The sequence below is a fragment of the Carboxylicivirga marina genome, assembly GCF_016612505.1.
Classification (GTDB): Bacteria; Bacteroidota; Bacteroidia; order Bacteroidales; family Marinilabiliaceae; genus Carboxylicivirga; species Carboxylicivirga marina.
This window is the reverse complement of sequence record NZ_JAENRR010000006.1, coordinates 25,931-44,753: the sequence shown is the minus strand read 5'-3', so window position 1 is coordinate 44,753 and position 18,823 is coordinate 25,931. Positions and strand designations below refer to the sequence as shown.

Below are 18,823 nucleotides of genomic sequence, written 5' to 3'. Positions count from 1 at the left end.
TATTTAAGCGGATTTATGAGGAATTTGTACAAATGAAACGTTGGAAAAACATATTGTTTTTAATAATTATTGGAATGTATTTTCCGGTAACAATCTCGTTTGTGTCGGTTTATAAGAGTAATGTTGTTTGCGGTGAAATAACAACATCAATTACTGATAGTTTAGATAATCAGTTTGTTACTGCAGATGAGTTGACCGAAATTGCTTTAGATAAATATCCTGCTTTACTGGGTAGTAAGATGCAAGATGTCGATTGTCATCAAATGGAAACTTTTTTTCAGAAACATCCTGCTATCGAAAAGTGCGAGGTGTATTTGACATATGGTGGAGCTTTACATTTGGATGTTAAACAACGTGAACCTTTGGTTCGTGTTTTTGATAATAATGATACGTATTATCTCGATATGAATGGCGATAAAATGCCATTGTTTAAAAATCATGCAGCTCATGTATTAGTGGCTAGCGGATTTATTAAGCGTTTGAGTTCATTTGAGGATTTGCTTTGTATATCAAAAATGATTTATGAAGATAGCTTTTGGAAAGCGCAAATTGAACAGATATACGTTAGCGAAAAAGGAGAATTGACTTTAGTGCCAAGAGTTGGTGATCATATCATTGAATTTGGAAAAGTTGAAGATTCAGAAATGAAATTTCGAAACCTAAAGGCTCTTTACACGCAAGGGTGGGATGCCCGCGAATGGAATTTGTATAAAAAAGTAAGTTTAAAATATAAAGGACAAGTCGTTTGTACAAAAGGATAGATGCTATGAACCACGAACCTAACCTAATAGCCGCGATTGATATAGGCACAACCAAAATTGTTGCCATTGTTGGTCGTAAAATGGAAAATGGAAAATTACAACTTCTCGGTATGGAGAAGGTACCTTCAATTGGCGTAAAAAGGGGGGTAGTCTTAAATATTGATGAAACAGTAGCTTCTATTCAGCAAGCTATTGCTCGCATTGAAGAGAAACTAGATATTAAATTAAAAGATGTGTATGTTGGCATCGCTGGTCAGCATATTAAGAGTCTTAGAAATAGAGGGTATCGATTCATCGAAAGTGGTTTGGAAATCACTCAGGAAGATGTAGATAATCTATTTGATGATAATTATAAAATCCCAGTTGAGGCAGGCGAAAAAATCATGCATGTGATTCCACAGGATTACATTGTGGATAATGAAATGGGAGTTAAGAATCCTGTTGGAATGTCAGGACGCCGTTTAGAAGGGAACTTTCATATTGTACTTGGTCGTATTGCTTCAGTTAAAAACATAGAGAAGTGTATCAGGCGCGTCGCTTTGCAATTAAATGACTTAATTCTTGAACCATTAGCTTCGTCTAAAAGTGTATTAACTGAAGAGGAAAAAGAAGCTGGGGTAGTATTAGTTGATATAGGTGGTGGTACAACTGATGTAGCTGTCTTTTATGACGGTATCATTCGTCATACAGCAGTTATTCCTTTTGGAGGTAATGTGGTTACCTCTGATATCAAAGAGGGTTGTTCAGTGCTTTATAAGCAGGCCGAATCCTTAAAGGTACAATTTGGTTCAGCAATGGGTGATGCTGCTCGTGAAGATATGGTGGTTACAATTCCGGGCATAGCAGGATGGGAACCTAAAGAAATTTCTTTTAAAAGTCTGGCATATATTATTCAGGCTCGTATGGAAGAAATTATCGATTACGTCATGTACCAAATTGAAAATTCAGGTTGTTATGATAAAGTTGGGGCTGGTATTGTTTTAACTGGTGGTGGTGCTTTGTTGAAGAACTTGCCTCAGTTGATTAAATTCAGAACGGGCATGGATGTTAGAATTGGTTTGCCTGATCAGAGTTTGGTCGGCGATTTACCTCCTGAAGCCCATTTGCCAAATTACTCAACAAGTATAGGATTGGTTTTAAGTGCAATGGAGCGTCCAAAGCGTGCCATTGTAGAGCCTGAATTATTTGGTGAAGTAGAGCCGCAATGGGATGAACAGCCACGTCGAACTAATGCTAAGCGTGATAAGGTTAAGAAAGAAAAGTCAAGCTATAAAACAGGCAACCTGTTTAGTGGAATTAAAAATGGGCTTGTGAATATCTTCGATGAGAAAGATGTTGAAATGTAGATGGTAAAACTGGACGGAAATGAGTGAAGAATTGATGAACTTTGATATGCCGGAATCTGAATCTTCAATAATAAAAGTAATTGGAGTTGGTGGAGGTGGAAGTAACGCCGTCAATTACATGTATGGCCTTGGTATTAAAGATGTCAACTTTGTTGTTTGTAATACTGATGCACAAGCTTTGGCAAGTAGTCCGGTTCCTGTGAAAATACAACTTGGAGAATCATTGACCGAAGGTCGTGGAGCAGGAAATAAACCTGACAAAGGCCGCGAATCTGCGATTGAAAACCTGGAAGATGTTGTTAATGTTTTAAAACAAAATACGCGAATGGTATTCGTAACTGCCGGAATGGGTGGTGGAACGGGTACTGGAGCAGCCCCTATAATAGCCAAAACAGCTAAGGAGATGGGGATTCTTACAGTGGGAATTGTTACCATCCCTTTTAAGTTTGAAGGAAAGCTGCGTATCAATCAGGCTTTAGATGGAATCGCTGAGATGGAGAAAAACGTTGATTCATTGTTAATTATCAACAATGAGCGTCTTCGTGAGATGTTTGGTGATTTGAAGTTATCAAATGCCTTCTCAAGGGCTGATGATGTCTTAGCCACTGCTGCCAAGGGAATTGCAGAAATTATTACTGTACACGGATATATAAACGTCGATTTTGCAGATGTTGAAACGGTAATGAAAGATAGTGGTGTTGCTATTATGGGATCAGCCTATGCTGAAGGTGAAAAACGGGCGATTGACGCCATACAGGCATCATTAGAGTCGCCATTATTAAACAATAACGAAATTCGAGGAGCTCGGAATATATTATTAAATATCACCTCCGGCACCGAAGAGGTAACGATGGACGAAGTCGGAGATATTACTGACTATGTTCAGGATGTGGTGGGTGAAGATGCTTCCATTATTTGGGGAACAGGTAATGATGAGGAACTGAAAAAACAAGTTTGCGTTACTATTATTGCTACTGGTTTTGTGTCAGAGCAGTTAATTGAACATCGTGTAAAGAAGAGTCAGGATAAAGTCACACGTTTTTCATTGGATGAAGAAGGTGGAATGACTTCTGTTTCTGAGCCAGAAGAGCCTTTGGAGTTGGCTATTGAATCAGATGAAGAGTCTGGCAGAATTGTAGATTTTGAAGCTGTTGATAGAAAGAAACAAGAACGTATTGATTCGTTTTATCAGCCGGTCGTTCCGCAAAGTAGAAAGTCGGAAGTTGACCATTATAACCCATCTAATGATAATTTTATTGATGAAGGTTTCGAGACTGCAGGTGCCAGCTATTATAAAGCACAGATGAGTCAGGAAGAAATGGAAGATGAGCGCTTCATTGAGCAGATTGAGAATGTTCCGGCTTATAAACGTCGTCAAATGCCAATTGAAAATCAATCGAATAAAAGGATAAGTCAGGAAAAGAAGGTGAGTCGTTTTTCACTGTCTGATGATCCGAAAAAAGGACCACAAATAAGTAAGGATAATCCTTACTTACATGATAATGTGGATTAGCCTTTTTTTATAGTTGAATTAAATGAATTATTAAGATAGGAATTATGAGTTTAGAGGCACAAATAAATAACGATATTAAAGAGGCTATGAAAGCTAAAGATCGTATTCGATTAGAAGCTTTGCGTGGTATTAAAAAAGAAATAATTGAGGCGAAGACTTCTAAGGGAGCTGCTGATGAAGTATCTGATGCAGACGTTATGAAGATTGTGCAGAAAATGGTGAAGCAACGTAAAGATGCCGCTGAATTATTTAAGTCTCAGAATAGAGAGGACTTAGCCGAAAAAGAATTGGCCGAAATTGAAGCTATCAATGTATACCTGCCAAAGCAATTGACGCAGAAAGAATTAACGCCTATTGTTAAAGAGATTATTGAAAAAGTTGGCGCTTCTTCAATGAAAGAAATGGGTAAAGTGATGGGTATTGCATCAAAAGAATTGGCTGGAAAGGCCGATGGAAAAGATATATCGATCGTGGTTAAGCAACTGCTTGCTTAGTAACTACAAGTCAATAAAATATGGGTCGGTACTTTTGTAAGTGCCGACCTTTTTTATGCGTAATTTTATAGTTATACCAAATGTATAACATAATGATAGATAAAGCATTTTGCTTATTACATGGGTTAATGCCGAAACAGAATCACAGATTGATTTTTTATGAATCGTTTTGATTCGTAATCGGTATTAGAGCTGATCTGCCAACATTAGAAGCATTACCCATAAATAAAAAGAATTGAAGTAGATGAATTGCTTCCTAAGGTGATTGTTCGAGTTTGTTTTAATGAATTGTTGTGTGCTGTTAATGCTCCAAGCTATCATAAGGATGGCAGAAATAAGGGCGATCCAACTAACAATGTTATTTGAAAGTATTTTTAGGATTGGTAAAAATAAAACTGATATAAATGTGGCTATAAACCAAACTAAGTTTATTCGAATAACTTGTTTGCTTTTTAAATAGTCCGTTATTAAGGGGAAGCCAGCTTCTTTATATTGTTTTCTGTATTTTAAAACGAGTAACCAAAAGTGTGGCATTTGTCCAAGAAAGAAAAAGAATGCAATAAAATGAATCTGGTAATCAAGCCAGGAGCCACCAGCAGCTACCCAACCAGCAATAGGCGGAATAGCACCAACCATTGCACCGGGAAAAACGGAAAAAGCTGTTCTGGTCTTAAGTGGTGTGTATATGAGGTTGTACCATATCACGCCCATCCAACCCCATAGTACGGTATTCATTCCAAAGGAATATAGTACAAGAGAGCCCACAATCAAAAACAATGAAATAATTGCTATGGCCTGTGTTTTGTTAATTGCACCTATCGGGATAGGTCGTTGTCGTGTTCGGTTCATCAAGGTATCTCTTCTAAATTCCTGAAGTTGATTAAGCGCCGATGCCCCGGCAGACATGCAGAAAATGCCAATTGCGGCATATGCTCCCAACCAGGAAAGCTGATTGTCGAATAGAACATACGCAATGTAACATGTGAGTGCTATTGGTAAAGAAATGGTGAATTTACCTAATGTTGCCATTCTTCTAAATGCAAAAGTCATTGTCCTGATAAGTATTTAAAGTAATCCATTAATTGCATAAATTCTTCTTCTGTAACCTGGTCTTTGTATGAAAGCATTAGTCCTTTTTCGTATCCTTTTACTACTTCAATATTTGGCTCGTATATTGAGCGCCTGATATAGTCCTCATCAGCAATTACTTCAATTTCTTCATCATCCTGAATAACAACCCGACTTCGTCCCAATATGTTTTTGTATGACGGTCCAACCAGTTTTGAGCCGTCGGCAGTATGACAGGCATTACACCCATACTTTCTGGTAACGCTAATGCCTGCTTGCCTCGCATCAACAACTGTATTGTTATTAACTAATGCTGTTGAGTCAATTTGTGTCATTTTTTCAAAATCAATAAGTGGAATCACTTTTACAGTAGATGTCATGTACGAATGGCGCAAACCACAATATTCGGCACAGAAAATCTCGTATTCACCTTCTTTTTCTGATTCAAACCAGATATCTGTTTTTTTACCAGGGACCATGTCTTGCTTTACACGAAATGCCGGAATATATAAGCTATGTAATACATCAAGTGCTACCAAATCCAGCTTTACAGCCTGGTCTTTGGGGACGTACAATGTGTCTGTTATCAAGCCATTTTCATACTGAAAGGTGAAACTCCACATTCGGGCAATGGTTTTGATTGGAATGGCATCGTCCGGAATTTCAGTTTGACTCTTCCATCCCGACCAACCATAGTAGAACATTGATAAAACCAATATCGTTGGAATTACTGTCCATATAATTTCTAAAGTATTGCTTCCTTCTATATGCGTTGCTTCTGCATTTTTGCTTTTTCTGTATTTAAGAATGTAATACACCATAAAGGCAGTTATTCCTACCAGAAACAAGATGGAAATTCCGAAGATGAAGACAAAAGCTCCATCGACTTGCGATACAAAGGTTGAAGCGTCTTTGGTTGTTTGTTCTATCATAGCTATCGGTAATTATAATCTAGAAAAGTGATAAAAAGTACAAGTGCGACTAGAATGAATACAGCGGTAACAAGAATCTGTAAAATCCTATTGTCGAACTTGAGGTGCATAAAAAACACAAGCACTAAGCAGGACTTGATCGATGCCAGTAAAATTGCTGTAAAAACCGTTAGATTTGCCAATTCGATATGAGTGACCCCTACAGATAGCATTGTAAGCAGTAGGAGGCCTGCTAATACATAAATGTATAGGCTGTAAGGTACAACGTGATTTTCTGTATGTTTATTCATTATGCTCGCTTTAGGTAATAAGGTAAAATAATGGAAATAGGAATATCCATATTAAATCAACCAGGTGCCAATAAAGGCCTGAGTTATCAAGTAGAACTGGGTTCTCGTTTGTTAATGTGTTGTTGTTGACTCGATAGCATACGATTGTTATCAGTACAAAGCCAACGATAATGTGTAAAGCATGAAGGCCAGTCATGAAAAAGTATAATCCGAAAAATAGGGTATCGCCATGTCCTAATCGTAATAAATCCTCACTTCCGGGAAAAATACCGTGTTCAAACTTACCTTTCCACTCAAAGTATTTATTGGTCATAAACATAAAGGCCATAAATAAGGTGGCCAATAATAGAAGTATGGTCAGTTGTTTGTTTTTTAGTCTTATAGCTGTACTCGCCATGGCCATTGTGGCACTACTCACTAGTAGAATAATTGTATTGACAGTACCAACGGTTACACTTAATTCTTCTGCTGCCAGATGAAAAGCAACCGGGTTAAGGTAGCGATAGATGCCATAAACGATGAATAAACCCGCAAATAGTAAGAGTTCAGTGAATATGAACAGCCACATGCCTAGTTTAGAAGCTTCGTCATCGCGATGTAGATGAATTGCATCACTCATGATTCTAGGTTTTTACGATAGTCGTATGGACTACGATTAACTACTGGTATTTCATCAAAATTCTCCAACGTTGGTGGAGAGTCTACTGTCCATTCAAGGGTGCGTCCACCCCAAGGGTTTTTATCTGCTTTTTCGCCTTTGTAGGCCGAACGAATCAGGTTATAAATGATTATGATTAAACCAAGTATTAGCACCCAGGAGCCAATGGTTGATACGATATTCGGGCCATGGAATTTTTCTACATAATCGTAGTAACGCCGTGGCATACCTGTAACGCCTAAAAAGAACATTGGCAGGTAGAGTGTGCAGAAGCCAATGAAGAATATAATCCAGCCCGATGTTGCCAGTTTGCTATTGTACATTCGACCCCATATTTTTGGAAACCAATAATGAATGGCTCCCATAAAGGCAAAGCCAACACCACCAAATACAATAAAGTGAAAATGGGCTACTACAAAGGCTGTATCATGCAAATGCACATTGGTGGCTAATGCACCAAGTGCCAGTCCTGATAATCCGCCTATCATAAAAACAAAAAGGAACGATGCAGCCCAAAAGAAAGGTGTTTCCAATTGGATTGATGCCTTGTGAAGCGTGCCAACCCAATTAAATACCTTGATAGCACTTGGTATAGCGACCAGAAATGTTAATAACGAAAAAGTGTAAAGAGCTGTTCCGCTCATGCCTGAAGTAAACATGTGGTGACCCCAAACAAAATAGCCAACAAATGCAATGGCTAAAGTTGAAATGACGATGGCTTTGTATCCAAAAATTGATTTATTGGCAAATGTTGGTATTATCTCCGAAATTGCCCCCATGGCTGGCAATATCATTATATATACAGCTGGATGTGAGTATATCCAGAATAAATGTTGATAAAGAATAGGATCGCCTCCAAGTGCTGGGTCGAAAAAGCCAATGTTTAATACCCGTTCACCAACTATCATCAATAATGTAATGCCAACAATTGGTGTGGCCAGTATTTGTATCCAGCCGGTTCCATATAATGTCCAAGGAAATAGTGGCATTTTAAACCAGGTCATTCCAGGTGCTCTTAGCCTGTGTATCGTAACAATAAAGTTAATCCCTGTTAGTATAGAAGAGAAGCCTAAAATGAAAGCTCCTAATACTGCTGGTAGCATATTAGTGTTCGTTTTAAAGGCATATGGGGCATAAAAGGTCCAGCCGGTATCAGGCGGCCCACCGCCCATAAATAATGAGGATAGGGCGATAATGGCTCCAAAAACGTATATCCACCATGAGAGTAGATTTAATTTTGGAAAGGCTACATCTTTTGCGCCTATCATTATGGGTAGTAAAAAATTGCCAAATACGGCAGGTAGGCCAGGTACAACAACTAAGAAAATCATGATAACACCATGAAGGGTGAATATGGCGTTATAGGTTGCCGGATCGATAACTGTTTTACCTGGAGCCATTAATTCTAATTTCATAAGGGCACCCAGGAGTACACCGATTAAAAAGAAGCTGACAATGGCATATAGATAGAGTAGCCCGATGCGTTTATGATCGGTCGAGAATATCCAGGCAAATACGCCTTTGTACGAACCATTTTCTTCTCTAAAGCTTTTGTGTTTATGCTCTGACATATGAGTGAGATTTAGGTTTTTGCGGTTTTTTTAGGTTTGATGGTTAATACCAATAGGGCCAAACCTGCTATAACGATTATTAATATACCAGCCACTTTTGTGATATTGAGTACGTATGCTTGTCCTGCGGGGTCGTAACTGTAGCAAAATTGAAGGATGCGATTAACTGTAGGGCCCGGAATGCCTTTCGAAGCTTCTATGACTGCTAGCTTAAACTCAAAAGGGAGAAAATATGTACCATTAAGGTAGCGCGTTATTTTTCCCTCCGGACTTAAGAGTATCAAACCTGCAGTATGAATGAAGTCATTGCCTGTTTTTTTATAGCTAAAGCCAGTTGCGTTGGTGAGGCGCGATACATTCAAGCTGTCGGCAGTAAAAAAAAGCCAGCCTTCTTCCATGTCTTCTGCTTCAACTACCATTGAATAGTTGTTTCTTTTCTTTAATGCAAGTTCAGTGTTTTCGGTATAGTCAAAGCTAATGGTGATAATCTGGTACTCTTCTCCAAGTTTCATGTCAGAGAGATTAACTACTTCGGTAATTCCATCCATTAAAGGCGTGCAGATGCCGGGGCATCGATAGTACACAAAATTTAGTACGGTTGGTTTATTTTTAACGACTGACCTTAGGAGGACTGTATCTCCTTTTGTGTTGATAACTTTTATGTCGTTTGGCAAGTACTCATCCAAATGCTCTATAATGCCAATTTTATTTTCTTGTGCTGCGAGGCTTAATATCACAACAAGTGAGCAAAGAATTGTTGATGTTAATTGTTTCATATTGGCGATAATGGGGTGATAAAGTATAAAAATACCTCATTATCTGATAAAAGGCAATGGTAAAGTGTCAGGAAAGAGATAATTATTTTCGGGGTGAATAATTATCTTGCTCTCAAAGGTTTAATAAAGACGGCCCGCTAATAGCTGAAGGGAGGCTTCTGTTGCTTATAAACTCATGACGCCATCAATCTTTGCCACTTTACTGGTAATTTCTATAATGGCATCGGCACTTTTCATGCTCACACGACAAGTTACCGAAACGTATTTAAGATTTTTAGTGTGGTTGTATGTAACGTTGCCATGTTTAGGTAATAATTCAACTACTTGCTGAACTCTTCCTTCTACATTTGGTACAATGAATTTAAACATATAAGGCATTGGCCATTTCTTGTTATTTGCCAATAATTCTTTCAGTTTATCGTATTCCTGCATCGCCATCTTGATTGTTTTACGCTACAAAAATAGTTTAAAATCTGCAGGTCGAGAAGTAAAAGTGAATTGTTGTATCTTTAAATCTTTACAAACCCAATTAAGATACGTGATTATGAAAGTTGTACAGTTGTTTCTGTTATTGACGAGTTTAACATTGTTGACCAATGCACAAAATGCAAGTGAAGAGGTCGAGGTTATTAAAAAAGTTATACAAAGTGCTTATGTTGAGGGGATTCAGAATGAAGGAGACATTGAAAAAATTGATGCTGGTATTCATCCGGATTTTAACCTTCTGGGCATAGGAGAAAATGGAACCATCTGGAAATTGCCAATTTCAGAGTGGAAGGAAAGAGTAATAAAGCGAAAAAAGGAAGGTAAATTGCCAAGAACAGGAGATAATCTTGTTAGTGTGAAGTTTTTATCTGTTGATGTGACAGGTATGGCCGCAGTTGCTAAATTTGAATTTTATGTGGGAGAGGAGTTAAAATATGTTGATTATATATCACTGTACAAGTTTAGTGATAACTGGAAATTAGTTAGTAAAATTTATTACCAATTTGAAGACTAAATGTGTTCACCAGAAACATAATACCACTTCCCTTTTTCTTTTCGAAAGAGGGATTTTTCATGTATGGCCTGAAGTACTCCCTGTTCAATGTAAAGGGCTTTAAATTCGACTTTACCCATGGTATCTGTTGCAAGTCCTGCAGATGTATTCATTACTGTTAATCCCATCCATTGTACTGATGAAGCCCATTGTTTCATCTCAGCTTTGTCGTTAATTGCTCTGGTGTTTTGGTGGTGGGTTTTCATCAGGTAATCAACATTAGCGAGCGTAAATGCAGTGTATCTCGAACGCATTAGTTTCTCAGCAGTTGGAGCATTCTCTTTGCTGTTGATATACGGTTGGCAGCATTGCGAATAAAGTTGGTTCGATGCACAAGGACAGTTCATAATTATTCTACCTCAATGATATGTGGGTTCTTCATGATTCTATCTTCAACTGTATCGAAGCTTTTATGCCATTTGTTTGCAAAAAATAATACCTGCGGATTTTTAATACCGTCGGCAATGCGGTAAATAATCGCATGGTGACTATTGATGATAACCGTTTCGGCATTATCAACAACAAGCATTTTTACTTTTGTCATTGGTACTCCGTTGATGTTTACCAGCTCCATAAGTCTTTTGGGAGTGCAGAAAAGAACATCCAGTCCATCGTAAATTTCATCTTTCTGGTATTGTAAGATGCCTTGGTCAAAAGCTACGAAAGAGCGTAGTTTTGTGTTTTTGGCCAATTCTTTAAACTGCTCTTCCAGTTCAAAGGCTTTTTCGCGTGTGGAGGTGATGATTATTGCGCGTGGGGCTTCTTCAAATGCTTCTTTTAGTTGTTGGATAACCCCAATAAGAATGGCTGTTGATTTGCCTTCCTTTTCGGGTGCAATCGCGAATATATCGGCACCTGATTTTATCTTTGGTAAGCAAAGCGATTGAATTTCTTTAGGCTCTTCATTAAAGCCAAGGTCAGTGATTGCAGATGCAAGAGGTGGAATTAGTTTTTTGAGTTTCATGCTTCCAAATTTGAAAGTGCAAAGATGGTGAAAAGTATACAAACAAAAATGGCCCTTTGTGATAAAGAGCCATTAATTCCATTAAAAAGCAAGTAATTGTTCCCTGCTGTATTATTTTGTTTTATGCATAATAAGCAATAAGGCTTTTGCCAGCGTACATTTCAACACTGTTGTCAACTTCCTTAACTTTAAGGCTGAAATCAGGATTTCGTTTTTCAAGAAACTGATTAAGACGTTGCATTAACAATGATGCTTTATTGTTATTTCGCTTGGTGATGAAATTATCTAATGCAATTAAAAATGAAATTTGCTTATTCTTTGCTTTTGATGTTATACGAAGATTCATAGCTTACATTTTTAAAGTTATTTTGACAAGTGTACAGTTTTAATTGATTAAGGTTGCATTTTTAACAATTAATAACGTTCTGTCGTTTTGTGTGTATCAGTTGTTAATTATACTTAATCCATTGAAAACCAATCCTGCAATTTCAGTTACAATTTGCGTGCCAAAAATAATTTAAAGGGATCTTACGCATTGTCTAAATAATAAAGGGTGCTAACAGTTTGTCAGACACCCTTTTGTATGAAAGTATTAGGAGTTTTATAATGAGGGGCCGGCCTGTTCAAGTTCTTGTCCCTGAGGTGTATCGGTGTATTTTTTAAAATTGTTAATGAATTTTGTTCCTAAGTCTTTCGCTTTCTGTTCCCACTCAGAAGGATTCGCATATGTATTGCGAGGATCCATTATTGCGGGGTCGACATCATGAAGTTGTTTTGGTACTTCTAACTTAAAGATTGGAATTGTTGTTGTTTCGGCCTGTTCAATTGAGCCATCCAATATGGCATCTATTATCGCTCTGGTATCTTTTATAGATATGCGTTTGCCGGTGCCATTCCATCCAGTATTAACTAAATAAGCTTTTGCACCGTGTTCTTCCATTTTTTTCACTAGTTCGGCACCATATTGAGTTGGATGAAGAGATAAGAATGCTTCTCCAAAACAAGCTGAAAAAGTGGGGCGTGGTTCGGTGACGCCTAGTTCTGTTCCTGCCAACTTGGCTGTGAAACCTGATAGGAAATGGTATTGGGTTTGCTCGGGTGTTAGCTTTGAAACAGGTGGCATTACACCAAAAGCATCGGCCGTTAAAAAGATCACCTTTGTGGCATGGCCTGCTTTCGAAACCGGTTTAACAATGTTGTTAATGTGGTATATCGGGTATGAAACACGTGTGTTTTCAGTTACTGTATTATCAGTGAAATCTATAATGCCATTTGAATCAACAGTTACGTTTTCAAGCAATGCATCTCTTTTGATGGCGTTATAAATGTCTGGTTCACTTGTTTTGTCAAGATTTATGGTTTTAGCATAGCAGCCACCTTCAAAATTAAACACGCCTTCATCATCCCAGCCGTGTTCGTCATCTCCTATTAATTCTCTTTTAGGGTCGGTTGATAGGGTGGTTTTTCCTGTTCCGGATAATCCAAAGAAAACAGCAACATCACCATCTTTACCTTTGTTAGCAGAACAGTGCATCGAAGCCATTCCTTGCAACGGAAGGTAATAGTTCATCATCGCAAAAATACCCTTCTTCATCTCGCCGCCGTACCATGTTCCACCTATAATCTGCATCTTCTCAGTTAGGTTGAACATTGTAAATACTTCGGAGTTTAACCCTTGTTCTTTCCAGTTGTTGTTGGATGTTTTTGAGGCATTTAGTACAACAAAATCAGGCTCGCCGTATGTGTCTAATTCGTGTTCGTTGGGGCGAATAAACATATTTTTAACAAAGTGAGCCTGCCATGCTACTTCTGTAATGAATCTAACCTTTAATCGACTGTTTTTATTGGCGCCGCAATGTGTGTCAATAACATATAGCTTCTTGTTTGATAAGTGAGCGCATACGTTGGATTTGATATCTGTCCAGACTTCCTGACTAACTGGTTTGTTGTCGTTTTTTGAATGTTCAGACGTCCACCAGATTGTGTCTTTTGTAATTTCATCATGTACGATGTATTTATCTTTAGGGGAGCGACCGGTAAATTTTCCTGTCATAACATTGATGGCTCCGGATTCGGTTATTTGGCCTTTTTCATATCCTTTTAATTCCGTGCTTAGCTCATCTAAATATAAATCTTCATACGATGGGTTGTAGATAATTGTTTTGGGATTAACAATTCCATACTTAGTTAGGTTAACCATAGATTTTACTGCTTCCATTTTGTTTGTTGTTAATTGGGTTGCTTACAAATTGAAATTAATATTGGTTTTTGTGTGATTTAATTGTGATATAAATATGCTAATATCTTTGAAAAATTAACTAAACAATACGAAAAATAACAAATTAGTACAAATAAAAATACTGAAATAGTTCTTTATTATCAGTTAATTAAGAAGTATATCAGTAAGTGCTGTGAATTGAAGTGCTAAGATTTGTTATTTGTTATAAAATAAACAAATATATTTACTACTTTGTTTTTGTAACCGGTGTAAAGAGCAGTAAATGAGGAAGAAAAAATTAATTAAAGAAAATAATAGGCAATGAAGCTTCTAAATCGTAATTGGTGTTGGAAATATTGCTGAAAAATATCTTTTATGTGATGTTTTGACTGTTATAAAAGGCTGCTTTTTAAATAACTGATAGTTTTGGTATCTTTTGTGTAGATTGAGCATTATTGTGTCAAGCAGCCTTAACTGACTTAGAAAATTGTCAATTGTGAAGCTTGTTTCGAATAGCCTTCAAGAGTTAATAATTTCTGCTTAGCTGCTAAGCCACCAGCATAGCCAGTTAATTTACCGTCGCTTCCAATTATTCGATGACAAGGAACAATAATTGAGATGGCATTTGCACCATTGGCTGATGCAACAGCACGAATAGCCTTTTCATTTCCTAATTGTTGTGAGAGTTGCAGGTATGTGTTCGTTTGACCATATGGTATCATTAACAATGCTTGCCATACTTTCTTCTGAAATTCAGTTCCGACAAAAAGTAATGGAATATCGAAGGAGTAGTGCTTTTTTTGTGAATAAGCATCGAGTTGTTGGATGGTTTCTTTAATGATTGGAGTTGTCTCTTCTTTATATTGAGCATTTAAGCCTTTTTGCAGGCGCTTGTCAATTACTTCTCTCATTTTTCGGTAGCGCCAGTCGCAGAGGCATAGCTTATTTTCATATGAGCCAATTATTAATTCGCCAAATGTACTTTTGTAGTACTGGAAGAAGATGTGTGGCATTGGATATATTGCTAATGGTAGTTGTGCAATATATAAAAAGAAAAGATGCGATAATCCCAATGAAGGAAAAATCGCATCTCGTAATATTATAAGTTTATAATGTGAACTAATTATAGTTTTGCAAAGAAATCGTTGCCTTTATCATCAACAATTATAAATGCCGGGAAATTTTCTATTCTGATTTTGCGAACAGCTTCCATACCTAGTTCTTCAAAATCCACCACTTCAACGGATTTGATACTGTTTTTAGCCAATATTGCAGCCGGGCCTCCGATTGAGCCTAGATAAAAACCACCATTGTTCTTACATGCATCGGTTACGGCTTGCGAACGGTTACCCTTAGCCACCATAATCATTGAACCACCTTGTTTTTGGAAAACATCCACATATGGGTCCATACGACCGGCAGTTGTAGGTCCAAAGCTACCAGAAGCCATGCCTTTGGGGGTTTTAGCAGGTCCTGCGTAGTAAACCGGGTGATTCTTAAAGTACTCAGGCATTGGTTTGCCTTCATCTAGCATTTGCTTAATTTGAGCATGGGCAATGTCGCGTGCTACAATTAAGGTTCCTGAAAGGTTAAGGCGCGTTTTAATCGGATACTTGCTTAATTCCTTCAATACATCTTCCATGGGTTGATCTAAATCGATATCAACTGCTGGTGCCATGTGTGGTGCTTCTTTAGGTACAAAGCGCGAAGGATTCTTTTCCAGTTGCTCAACAAAAATGCCTTCTTCGGTAATTTTACCTTTAATATTTCGGTCGGCACTACAACTAACGCCTAAGCCAACCGGGCAAGATGCTGCATGGCGTGGCATTCTAATCACACGTACATCGTGTACAAAATATTTACCACCAAATTGAGCTCCCACAGTACTGTCTTGGCAAATTTTCTGAACCTTGGCTTCCCATTCAAGATCACGAAAAGCCTGGCCACCATCATTTCCTTCAGTAGGTAAGTGGTCGAAATAACCGGCGGATGCTTTTTTTACTGTAGCTAATGTAGCTTCGGCGGATGTACCACCAATCACCAATGCTAAGTGGTAAGGAGGGCAGGCTGATGTGCCCAGATCTTTAATTTTATCCTGAACAAACTTGCTTAGGTTTTCTTCTGTAAGAAGTGCTTTTGTTTGTTGGTACAAGAATGTTTTGTTACCTGAACCCCCACCTTTAGTCATAAACAAGAAATCGTACTGAATGCCTTGCTCAGCATAAATATCAATCTGAGCTGGTAGGTTAGAACCTGTATTTTTCTCTTCAAACATTGAGAAAGGGACAACCTGTGAGTAACGAAGGTTTCTGTCGCGATAGGTTTCGTACACACCTCTTGACAAGTGCTCGGCATCATTGGCTCCGGTGAAAACATTCTCGCCCTTTTTACCCATTACAATAGCTGTTCCGGTATCCTGACAGGTTGGTAATTCGCCCTCGGCAGTTACTACCTGGTTCATTAGCATGGTGTGAGCAACAAAACGATCGTTATCTGAAGCCTCTTCATCCTGTAGAATGTGTGCTAGTTTTTCAAGATGAGTAGGTCGTAAATAGAACGACACATCAGCAAAAGCTTCTTTGGATAATACTTCCAAACCTTTAGGGTCTACTTTAAGAATTTTTCGTCCATCCACTTCAATGGTCGAAACATAGTCTTTAGTAATTAATCTGTAAGGCGTTGTATCCTTTTGAATCGGAAAGGGTTTTTGATATTTAAAATCAGCCATAATAGAAGTTGGTTATTAAGCAGAAGTCAATAATTGTCATCGATTGAATGTTATTCCAGACGATTGACTTAAGCTGTAATTGTTTATGTATTTATAATTAATCAGAATGCTAAAGTGAACTATTTATCACCGAATTGCAAATCTAAAATTATATCACAACTCATTAAAGAAATATTGCAATATTTAGCGTTAAAAAAATATAAACTGCTGTTGTTTGGACTTTTAAAAGGCAATCAGATTTTCTATCTTTCCATTATGGAAAAAATCGAAAACCTAATCATCGAATTTAGTGAGTTCATTTGGGGAACTCCTTTGCTTATACTACTCCTTGGAGGAGGTTTCTTTTTTATGATTTATAGTAAGTTAATGCCCTTTCAATACATTGGTCATGCTGTAGATATCTTAAGGGGGAAATATGATGATCCGAATGAAGCCGGGCAAATCAATCATTTTCAGGCCTTATCAACGGCACTTGCAGCAACCGTAGGAATGGGTAATATAAGCGGAGTTGCTGTAGCAATTACGGCAGGAGGGCCCGGTGCTATTTTCTGGATGTGGGTGAGTGCTGTTCTGGGTGTCTCTACCAAATTTTTCACGGGTACACTAGCTGTGATGTTCAGAGCAAAAGACGATAAAGGGGAAATACAAGGCGGACCGATGTATATTATTACCGAAGGTTTAGGAAAAAAGTGGAAGCCAATGGCTGTGTTTTTTGCCATTGCTGCTATGTTTGCCGTCTTTCCGGTTTTTCAGAGTAATCAGTTAACACAGGTGTTTCGCGATATCGTACTCCAACCCAATGGTGTTGAAACGGGATTCACTTCCGATTTAATTACTGGTGTTGTAATTGCACTGACAATGTCCGTAGTGATTTTTGGAGGCATTAAACGTATTGGTAAAGTAACTGCCAGTGTTGTGCCCTTTATGGTATTGTTATATGTCGCTATTGTGTTGTTTATTATCTTTTCTCACCCCGATGAATTAGTTGGTGCTGTAGCCATAATATTTAAAGATGCATTTAGTGCACAATCGGTGTTGGGTGGAGCAGTTGGTATCATCATCATTACGGGAATTAAACGAGCCGCATTTTCAAATGAAGCAGGCATTGGTACGGCGCCATTGGCACATGGTGCAGCTAAAACGAACGAGCCTGTGCGTGAAGGATTGGTTGCTATGCTTGGTCCGATTGTGGATACGCTTATTGTTTGTACCATGACTGCTTTGGCAATATTAGTAACCGGAGTGTGGCAAACCAGTGATGCTGATGGTATAACCTTAACAGCACTGGCTTTTGATAAGGCTATACCAACTTACGGGCCATATTTATTGATACTTTGTGTTATGTTTTTTGCTTTGTCAACCTTGTTTGCATTTCCATATTATGGCAACAAATGTTCGTCTTATCTTTTCGGAACCAAGTCGAAAAATATATACAATGTCGTAAGTGTTATCAGTGCAGTAATTGCAGCGGTGGTTTCCATTGATGTTGTTATTGCTTTTATTGACTCGGCTTATGCCCTAATGGCATTTCCTAACATGATAGCAGCCATTTTGCTGGCACCGCATGTTAAAAGAGCTACGGTTGATTATTTTAAACGATTAAAAAATAATTAGAAATAACTGTAACTACCAGCATGGTTTAGGCGTCATACTTTCTAAACGCATAATCTTTAGACTATGAGAAAAACAATATTATTGGCATTGGTGGTGTTATCAGCCTCAATAGCCACAGCCCAAGAAAAGGAAACACGTCAGGTTGATGATTTTTCAGGCATAAGTGTTTCATCAGGTATTGACTTATACCTAACGCAATCGAGCGAAAATTCACTGGAGGTGGAGTGTCGAAAAGGGGATATCCATAAATTAATAACTGAAGTTGAAGGTTCGACCCTTAAAATATACATGAAGGGCAATAGTAGCTGGAATTGGAATAGTAAAACGGTTCCGAAAGTATATGTGTCATTTAAGCAAGTAGAAAAACTGATGGCTAGCGGTGGTTCGGATGTATATGGTCAGAACGTGATTAAACAGGACTATTTGAAACTTAGTACCAGTGGTGGTGCTGATGTGTATGTTGAGGTTAATACCAAGGTATTAAAAATGACCACTTCGGGAGGTTCTGATATAAAAATTAAAGGTACAACTGACAAGTTAACGGCCTCTTCAAGTGGTGGTTCAGATATTAGCGCCCGTGAGCTTAAAGCCCAAACAGTCAAAGTGACTACCTCGGGTGGATCTGATGCAATTGTGTGGGCCGAAAAAGAAATCGTTGCTAACGCAAGTGGTGGAAGTGATATTACCTATCTTGGTAATCCTGAGATTAAACAATTAAACGAATCGGGAGCCGGAGATATTAGTCATCGTTAAGTATATATTCAATAATATTTGTAAAGCCGTATCATTTTTTGTGATGCGGCTTTTTGTTTTATTAAGATGCTTTACAAATAGATATTAGTTTTATTGTG

Annotated in this window: 20 protein-coding genes; 7 read left to right on the top strand and 13 right to left on the bottom strand. The window is 38.0% G+C overall.

The features are described 5' to 3' along the window. Positions 1-32 precede the first annotated feature (32 nt). The 4 genes from JIV24_RS03825 to JIV24_RS03810 are packed head-to-tail and all read left to right on the top strand — an operon-like array spanning position 33 to position 4,114. Positions 33-761: a cell division protein FtsQ/DivIB gene (locus JIV24_RS03825; RefSeq protein ID WP_200463686.1), complete on the top strand. Its 729-nt coding sequence runs from the start codon at positions 33-35 to the stop codon at positions 759-761. A 5-nt stretch (positions 762-766) separates the two neighbouring features. After that, positions 767-2,107: a cell division protein FtsA gene (ftsA, locus tag JIV24_RS03820; RefSeq protein WP_200463685.1), complete on the top strand. Its 1,341-nt coding sequence runs from the start codon at positions 767-769 to the stop codon at positions 2,105-2,107. 19 nt (positions 2,108-2,126) lie between these two features. Next, positions 2,127-3,620, top strand: coding sequence for a cell division protein FtsZ (gene ftsZ, locus JIV24_RS03815; RefSeq protein WP_200463684.1), 1,494 nt, complete (start codon positions 2,127-2,129; stop codon positions 3,618-3,620). A gap of 44 nt (positions 3,621-3,664) precedes the next feature. After that, positions 3,665-4,114 (top strand): GatB/YqeY domain-containing protein, encoded by a 450-nt coding sequence (locus JIV24_RS03810; RefSeq protein WP_200463683.1) that lies wholly within the window; start codon positions 3,665-3,667, stop codon positions 4,112-4,114. A 186-nt stretch (positions 4,115-4,300) separates the two neighbouring features. Here JIV24_RS03810 and JIV24_RS03805 read toward each other — a convergent pair whose 3' ends face one another. The 7 genes from JIV24_RS03805 to JIV24_RS03775 all read right to left on the bottom strand — a co-directional run bounded on the left by JIV24_RS03805 (position 4,301) and on the right by JIV24_RS03775 (position 9,847). Further along, positions 4,301-5,164 (bottom strand): protoheme IX farnesyltransferase, encoded by an 864-nt coding sequence (locus tag JIV24_RS03805; RefSeq protein WP_200463682.1) that lies wholly within the window; start codon positions 5,162-5,164, stop codon positions 4,301-4,303. Continuing rightward, positions 5,161-6,114: a cytochrome c oxidase subunit II gene (gene coxB, locus JIV24_RS03800; protein ID WP_200463681.1), complete on the bottom strand. Its 954-nt coding sequence runs from the start codon at positions 6,112-6,114 to the stop codon at positions 5,161-5,163. Before coxB ends, JIV24_RS03805 begins: the two co-directional genes overlap by 4 nt. A gap of 2 nt (positions 6,115-6,116) precedes the next feature. Next, positions 6,117-6,404, bottom strand: coding sequence for a cytochrome C oxidase subunit IV family protein (locus tag JIV24_RS22840; protein ID WP_200463680.1), 288 nt, complete (start codon positions 6,402-6,404; stop codon positions 6,117-6,119). A 10-nt stretch (positions 6,405-6,414) separates the two neighbouring features. Continuing rightward, on the bottom strand, positions 6,415-7,023 hold the full coding sequence (locus JIV24_RS03790) for a cytochrome c oxidase subunit 3 (RefSeq protein WP_200463679.1): 609 nt from the start codon (positions 7,021-7,023) through the stop codon (positions 6,415-6,417). After that, positions 7,020-8,633: a cytochrome c oxidase subunit I gene (locus tag JIV24_RS03785; protein ID WP_200463678.1), complete on the bottom strand. Its 1,614-nt coding sequence runs from the start codon at positions 8,631-8,633 to the stop codon at positions 7,020-7,022. The genes JIV24_RS03790 and JIV24_RS03785 overlap by 4 nt, the downstream gene beginning before the upstream one ends. An 11-nt stretch (positions 8,634-8,644) precedes the next feature. Beyond that, on the bottom strand, positions 8,645-9,409 hold the full coding sequence (locus JIV24_RS03780) for an SCO family protein (protein WP_200463677.1): 765 nt from the start codon (positions 9,407-9,409) through the stop codon (positions 8,645-8,647). Between the two features lie 165 nt (positions 9,410-9,574). Further along, complete coding sequence (locus JIV24_RS03775; protein WP_200463676.1) at positions 9,575-9,847, bottom strand: DUF493 family protein; 273 nt, start codon at positions 9,845-9,847, stop codon at positions 9,575-9,577. Positions 9,848-9,953: 106 nt separating this feature from the next. Here JIV24_RS03775 and JIV24_RS03770 point away from each other — a divergent pair, with 106 nt between their 5' ends. Then, the gene (locus tag JIV24_RS03770; protein ID WP_200463675.1) at positions 9,954-10,409 is read left to right on the top strand and encodes a nuclear transport factor 2 family protein; all 456 of its coding nucleotides are present in this window, start codon (positions 9,954-9,956) and stop codon (positions 10,407-10,409) included. Here JIV24_RS03770 and JIV24_RS03765 read toward each other — a convergent pair. The 6 genes from JIV24_RS03765 to JIV24_RS03740 form a co-directional block, all read right to left on the bottom strand. Continuing rightward, the gene (locus tag JIV24_RS03765; protein WP_200463674.1) at positions 10,406-10,795 is read right to left on the bottom strand and encodes a YchJ family protein; all 390 of its coding nucleotides are present in this window, start codon (positions 10,793-10,795) and stop codon (positions 10,406-10,408) included. The genes JIV24_RS03770 and JIV24_RS03765 overlap by 4 nt on opposite strands. A 2-nt stretch (positions 10,796-10,797) precedes the next feature. Further along, positions 10,798-11,412 carry a DEAD/DEAH box helicase gene (locus JIV24_RS03760; RefSeq protein ID WP_200463673.1) on the bottom strand — a complete coding sequence of 205 codons (615 nt, stop codon included), beginning with the start codon at positions 11,410-11,412 and terminating at the stop codon, positions 10,798-10,800. Between the two features lie 121 nt (positions 11,413-11,533). Further along, entirely contained in the window at positions 11,534-11,758 is a 225-nt protein-coding gene (locus tag JIV24_RS03755; RefSeq protein ID WP_200463672.1) for a hypothetical protein, read from the bottom strand. A gap of 255 nt (positions 11,759-12,013) precedes the next feature. Further along, positions 12,014-13,630, bottom strand: a complete 1,617-nt coding sequence (pckA, locus tag JIV24_RS03750; protein WP_234445698.1) for a phosphoenolpyruvate carboxykinase (ATP) — start codon at positions 13,628-13,630, stop codon at positions 12,014-12,016. Between the two features lie 479 nt (positions 13,631-14,109). Next, the gene (locus tag JIV24_RS03745; protein ID WP_200463671.1) at positions 14,110-14,643 is read right to left on the bottom strand and encodes a methylated-DNA--[protein]-cysteine S-methyltransferase; all 534 of its coding nucleotides are present in this window, start codon (positions 14,641-14,643) and stop codon (positions 14,110-14,112) included. Positions 14,644-14,753: 110 nt separating this feature from the next. Continuing rightward, positions 14,754-16,358 carry a fumarate hydratase gene (locus JIV24_RS03740; RefSeq protein WP_200463670.1) on the bottom strand — a complete coding sequence of 535 codons (1,605 nt, stop codon included), beginning with the start codon at positions 16,356-16,358 and terminating at the stop codon, positions 14,754-14,756. A gap of 255 nt (positions 16,359-16,613) precedes the next feature. On the opposite strand from JIV24_RS03740, the gene JIV24_RS03735 reads away from it, so the two are divergent. Both JIV24_RS03735 and JIV24_RS03730 read left to right on the top strand, forming a co-directional pair. Beyond that, entirely contained in the window at positions 16,614-17,972 is a 1,359-nt protein-coding gene (locus tag JIV24_RS03735; RefSeq protein ID WP_234445697.1) for an alanine/glycine:cation symporter family protein, read from the top strand. A gap of 63 nt (positions 17,973-18,035) precedes the next feature. Continuing rightward, positions 18,036-18,725, top strand: coding sequence for a head GIN domain-containing protein (locus JIV24_RS03730; RefSeq protein WP_200463669.1), 690 nt, complete (start codon positions 18,036-18,038; stop codon positions 18,723-18,725). The last annotated feature ends 98 nt before the right edge of the window (positions 18,726-18,823 follow it).

What these genes read in the sequence shown, in the direction of transcription:
- JIV24_RS03825 (WP_200463686.1), top strand. Translation starts at nt 33, where the DNA reads ATGAAACGTTGGAAAAACATATTGTTTTTAATAATTATTGGAATGTAT.
- ftsA (WP_200463685.1), top strand. Translation starts at nt 767, where the DNA reads ATGAACCACGAACCTAACCTAATAGCCGCGATTGATATAGGCACAACC.
- ftsZ (WP_200463684.1), top strand. Translation starts at nt 2,127, where the DNA reads ATGAGTGAAGAATTGATGAACTTTGATATGCCGGAATCTGAATCTTCA.
- JIV24_RS03810 (WP_200463683.1), top strand. Translation starts at nt 3,665, where the DNA reads ATGAGTTTAGAGGCACAAATAAATAACGATATTAAAGAGGCTATGAAA.
- JIV24_RS03805 (WP_200463682.1), bottom strand. Translation starts at nt 5,164, where the DNA reads ATGACTTTTGCATTTAGAAGAATGGCAACATTAGGTAAATTCACCATT.
- coxB (WP_200463681.1), bottom strand. Translation starts at nt 6,114, where the DNA reads ATGATAGAACAAACAACCAAAGACGCTTCAACCTTTGTATCGCAAGTC.
- JIV24_RS22840 (WP_200463680.1), bottom strand. Translation starts at nt 6,404, where the DNA reads ATGAATAAACATACAGAAAATCACGTTGTACCTTACAGCCTATACATT.
- JIV24_RS03790 (WP_200463679.1), bottom strand. Translation starts at nt 7,023, where the DNA reads ATGAGTGATGCAATTCATCTACATCGCGATGACGAAGCTTCTAAACTA.
- JIV24_RS03785 (WP_200463678.1), bottom strand. Translation starts at nt 8,633, where the DNA reads ATGTCAGAGCATAAACACAAAAGCTTTAGAGAAGAAAATGGTTCGTAC.
- JIV24_RS03780 (WP_200463677.1), bottom strand. Translation starts at nt 9,409, where the DNA reads ATGAAACAATTAACATCAACAATTCTTTGCTCACTTGTTGTGATATTA.
- JIV24_RS03775 (WP_200463676.1), bottom strand. Translation starts at nt 9,847, where the DNA reads ATGGCGATGCAGGAATACGATAAACTGAAAGAATTATTGGCAAATAAC.
- JIV24_RS03770 (WP_200463675.1), top strand. Translation starts at nt 9,954, where the DNA reads ATGAAAGTTGTACAGTTGTTTCTGTTATTGACGAGTTTAACATTGTTG.
- JIV24_RS03765 (WP_200463674.1), bottom strand. Translation starts at nt 10,795, where the DNA reads ATGAACTGTCCTTGTGCATCGAACCAACTTTATTCGCAATGCTGCCAA.
- JIV24_RS03760 (WP_200463673.1), bottom strand. Translation starts at nt 11,412, where the DNA reads ATGAAACTCAAAAAACTAATTCCACCTCTTGCATCTGCAATCACTGAC.
- JIV24_RS03755 (WP_200463672.1), bottom strand. Translation starts at nt 11,758, where the DNA reads ATGAATCTTCGTATAACATCAAAAGCAAAGAATAAGCAAATTTCATTT.
- pckA (WP_234445698.1), bottom strand. Translation starts at nt 13,630, where the DNA reads ATGGAAGCAGTAAAATCTATGGTTAACCTAACTAAGTATGGAATTGTT.
- JIV24_RS03745 (WP_200463671.1), bottom strand. Translation starts at nt 14,643, where the DNA reads ATGCCACACATCTTCTTCCAGTACTACAAAAGTACATTTGGCGAATTA.
- JIV24_RS03740 (WP_200463670.1), bottom strand. Translation starts at nt 16,358, where the DNA reads ATGGCTGATTTTAAATATCAAAAACCCTTTCCGATTCAAAAGGATACA.
- JIV24_RS03735 (WP_234445697.1), top strand. Translation starts at nt 16,614, where the DNA reads ATGGAAAAAATCGAAAACCTAATCATCGAATTTAGTGAGTTCATTTGG.
- JIV24_RS03730 (WP_200463669.1), top strand. Translation starts at nt 18,036, where the DNA reads ATGAGAAAAACAATATTATTGGCATTGGTGGTGTTATCAGCCTCAATA.